Below are 403 nucleotides of genomic sequence, written 5' to 3' on the forward strand. Positions count from 1 at the left end.
TGAGAGATGGTTGAGGTTATTGTTAGAGAGAAGGTTAAGGAGGAGAAGGACGGAACGGAAGTTTGGAGAAATAAGAAGATATTAAGTGAGTATTTCAGTTTAAGTGACAATATACAAGTAGGCTATAACAATTTTGGACATTTGATAGTGAGACTTTGGCATAACGAGGAGAAGAGTAAGGATATTGTGATTGTTTTTGATAAGGCCGAAACATATGAGCTTTCGCAATTTGTGAGATATGAGTTAAGGTGAGTGAGGATGGTGAGACTGGTTGGTATTGGTTCGAGAGTGAGTGAGGAAGTATATGAAAGGATTTGTGGGGAAGCTAAGGCAAAGAACACAACAAGAAGTGAAATAATTAGACATCATTTAACAAAGTATTATGAGTTGATAGAGAAAGTTG

The 403-nt window shown here is 36.7% G+C and carries 1 protein-coding gene; it reads left to right on the forward strand.

The window, feature by feature from the left end:
• Nucleotides 1–6 precede the first annotated feature (6 nt).
• The gene (locus E3E37_RS11355; RefSeq protein ID WP_167717459.1) at nucleotides 7–252 is read left to right on the forward strand and encodes a hypothetical protein; all 246 of its coding nucleotides are present in this window, start codon (nucleotides 7–9) and stop codon (nucleotides 250–252) included.
• The last annotated feature ends 151 nt before the right edge of the window (nucleotides 253–403 follow it).

Source organism: Thermococcus sp. ES12 (assembly GCF_012027515.1).
GTDB classification, from domain to species: domain Archaea; phylum Methanobacteriota_B; class Thermococci; order Thermococcales; family Thermococcaceae; genus Thermococcus; species Thermococcus barossii.